Source organism: Photorhabdus sp. S10-54, from assembly GCF_963878145.1.
Taxonomy (GTDB): Bacteria; Pseudomonadota; Gammaproteobacteria; order Enterobacterales; family Enterobacteriaceae; genus Photorhabdus; species Photorhabdus kayaii.
The window spans coordinates 1-3,514 of the sequence record NZ_CAWNXG010000103.1 but is presented as its reverse complement, the minus strand read 5'-3'; the positions used below and the strand labels follow the sequence as shown (position 1 = coordinate 3,514).

The window sequence follows — 3,514 nt, the reverse complement described above, 5'->3', positions numbered from 1 at the left end:
CTTGGTTTAGTGGAAACGGTGGATTTGGCTAAGGGTGCAGTTCCAAACAACCGGAAAGTGAATGGAAAAATCCTATCTGAAGATATCAATATTACTTCTCAGGATATCTTTAGTGAGCAGGCGGTTTATTTGGGTGATCAGGCAAATTTGGATAACTATAAAATACCAGGGATTTATTACCAAGATTACAATATTTACGCTCAAAATGGTGCTAACTATCCTGAACCACTTGCCGGTTCACTTGTCGTTTTACAGGCTGCTGGGATCATTCAGCGTTATTTTGTTTATAACAGCAGCCGGGTATATACACGCAGCCAATATCACAATTTACCATGGACACCTTGGGCCCAAGAATATAACACGCTCAATAAACCCACTGCGTCGGATATTCAGGGTGAACCACGCTATACCACCACGATTGATCTTACTGGACTGAGTACTGAACGCTATTATCCGATTTGGTGGGACTTCCCACCAAATGTCGGAGCGAATTCTTGGTTAACGCTTCATAGGCCCTATCCATATGATGCAGAAAAAAAACCATTCGGGGAGGGCGTGACACATGTAGCCGGATTACTTACACAAATAGAAGGCGGAGAGCATCGGTGGGGTGGTGATGCACAATATTTAAATATTAAACGCATAAATCAAACCTATCGTAAAACAATAAAAGCGATCCGCTACACCATGATAAGCATCGCCAGACCCGTCGATGGTAAATATCCTCTCTATGGTGATGTTAAATCTGGTGATGTTGTAGGTTGTTATGTTTACAGTGGTTGTTATTTACGTGGTGGTTTAACCTATTTTGTGACCAGTAATTTCCAACCAATTCATTATTCACGTGAAGAAGGAGAGGTTGAAATATATCGGTGGTCAAATTCAGACCTTAATAGAGAAATTAAGTGGATGGTGAAATCGTTAGCCATCAATGATCCGTTATTAGGTGAAGAATATATTGATAATACAATACCTTACTCCCTAGAATATGACACGCTTTATCAAAAAAAACCATAATGAGGATATATGATAATATTAAATAGATTGGTAGATAAAAATGGCTATGAATATGTTAATGTGCCAGCTGAACCTCATCAATTAATCTCAATGGGTTTCAGTGCTCAAGAGGCTAAGGCATTATATCATCAGGCTATTATCGAACAGAAAAATAAAACCTATCACCGCCAACAATATTATTTATTAGAACAAGCTTCAATTAAAATGGCACCATTGCAAGATGCCATTGATTTAGGAATTGCTACTGATAATGAAATAACAATGTTGATGGAGTGGAAAAAATATCGCGTCGCGTTAAATCGAATGGATACCACGGCAAAAAATATTGAATGGCCAGAGCAACCAGAATAAAATGAATCATTTTTATGGTAATAAAAAATAGTAATTATTCATTAATTTGATTATGCATTTATGTCGCTTTTTATAAATACCTAACATGGTTGGGTATTTATATGATTTTTTATTTATTTAAATTATTTGCTCTAAGTAATATCACCGATTTTAAAGCTATCAGTTATTCTTTCTGAAAAATGATTCTTTATAGTTTTTCTATTATTTCAGTGATTTTTATAGACTGATATAAAATATTAAATATAGTGTTGGAGGTTGAATTACAATAGCATATAAAGTTATGAAGTTAATTTTTTATTTTTCACTTAAAAATTCAGAGACATTTTATGAAAGAACAAAATAAAAATCTGTTAATAATTCTGATGTAAAGATATGGTTTCAGAAACGATAAACATCTATAATTTTGTTTATAAGTCTTAAATCTACGGCCTGAAAAACAGGCCGGTATTATTTTATTCTGGTTTTTCAGGCCAGTGAATATCTGGAGCTGAAGAAATATTAATCCGGTTCATTAATACAAAGTACTTTTTCCAATCTAGCAACAATAGCTTTTCTTTTTCTGAAGCCAGCTCAGTATCTACTGCATGTTGTAGCAATGCGACTGTTTCGTTTGCTTGTTGTAACAGTGTTACTCGCCACTGCTCTGCCTGTTCAATTTGATTGTCTTTTACAGCAGCTTTATCAATTACCCACTTTTTACCATCCCATTTATCAAAATCAGTGGCAGGTTGCTTGAATGTCAGAAATTCTGGTAGTTCACCTAGAGCAGTAATTTCATATTGTGCTCGTGTCTGCTTGTTATAAGCTGTTTTTCCACGGTAATCAGGTACTATTTGCCAACAACTTTTATCTTCGCTACGGCAAACAGCCATATCATCAGAATCTGGAAGTTTTGGTGCATCTGGATAGGAATTGGCAGGAAGCCCCACTCCTTCCATTAGATATTCTGGTCTAGCGCCAATAAATTCTCTGGAATAAGGTTCCGCATGGTAGATTGTCAACCAACCAGCCTTGATTGCTAATCCGTTATTTCCCAATATTGCTGCTTCTGGTTCTAGGGAATATTTTTGTTTCTGTGTTGTCATTACGCTGCTCTCACTATGTAGTTAAATGCGATATTACGGGGGCGTACTCGAAATGTAGATAATGAAACTGCACCGTTAGGATTTAATTGGGTCGTAAAATATTGGCCGCTCCCGAATTCTGCTTCCTCAAAATCACTAGCCATAATTTCTGATGGATAATCACTTGAAAAACGATTAATAGGAGGAGATACCAATACTCCTATATTTGCAGAGGCAGCATGGGTGTAAAGATTAGGTAACTTTGTTGAATTCTGATGGGATAATATATCTCTCCCTGAATCAATACTTCTCCCATTATCCCAACCTCGAATAAATTCACCGCGTAGATCAGGGAGTGCACCAGAGGGATATGCTTCCCCTAATTTAGGGTATATAGATTTGTCAAACTGCTGACCACTACAAATAAGATAACCTGCTGGTGCGGTTGGTTTAGACCACGGTAGCGGAATACCAACAAGGATATCATCCTCTGTTAATATCTTACGTTTCCCCCTGAAGTTACCATTTTCATCGAAAGCGTAAGTAGAAACGCTGAATGCTTCTGAATATCCCCCGTACCCGAAAGAAAGCCCGCGAGCGTGCTGAGAGCTATCAACGTCAGGATGAGCTATATGAATTGCTAATGCCCCCAGATTATCAATTCCATTAGGCCTCAAAAATCCCGAACGGCCCAAATGACGTGAATTAGGATCATCATAATAGTTTGCAGTTTTAGCTAATATATAACCTGATGTTTTTGTATCCGTATTCAATTGAATAAATCGACTGTCAGACTCTGATTTAGAATAATGTTCATTAGCTATTGCAACATAGCCGTTCTTTCGAGGGAGTTGAACAACATTTATATTTGAGGAGTCAGACTCACGATATCCTATTGCACAAAAAGAATCTGCTTCATGAGAAGTGGTTTCTATGAAGACATATCGACCATCGCTTTTTGTTAGTGACAAACTGGAATAATTTCCACCTGTTTTAATATTGTGATTACCTGATATGAGTGATTCAGTTGAGTCTTTAGGAAGAGCGTTTTTCGCCAAATCCACCGTTTCCACTAAACCAAG

The 3,514-nt window shown here is 37.1% G+C and carries 4 protein-coding genes; 2 read left to right on the top strand and 2 right to left on the bottom strand.

The window, feature by feature from the left end:
• On the top strand, positions 1-1,017 hold a 1,017-nt coding region (locus AACQ83_RS23625), incomplete at its 5' end, for a pyocin knob domain-containing protein (RefSeq protein WP_240000911.1).
• A 9-nt stretch (positions 1,018-1,026) separates the two neighbouring features.
• Complete coding sequence (locus tag AACQ83_RS23620) at positions 1,027-1,368, top strand: tail fiber assembly protein (protein ID WP_112878695.1); 342 nt, start codon at positions 1,027-1,029, stop codon at positions 1,366-1,368.
• Positions 1,369-1,820: 452 nt separating this feature from the next.
• Here the strand turns inward: AACQ83_RS23620 and AACQ83_RS23615 are convergent, their stop codons facing one another.
• Complete coding sequence (locus tag AACQ83_RS23615) at positions 1,821-2,453, bottom strand: tail fiber assembly protein (protein WP_112878696.1); 633 nt, start codon at positions 2,451-2,453, stop codon at positions 1,821-1,823.
• A partial coding sequence (locus AACQ83_RS23610; RefSeq protein WP_339367399.1) for a phage tail protein occupies positions 2,453-3,514 on the bottom strand: 1,062 nt, incomplete at its 5' end. The genes AACQ83_RS23610 and AACQ83_RS23615, both read right to left, overlap by 1 nt.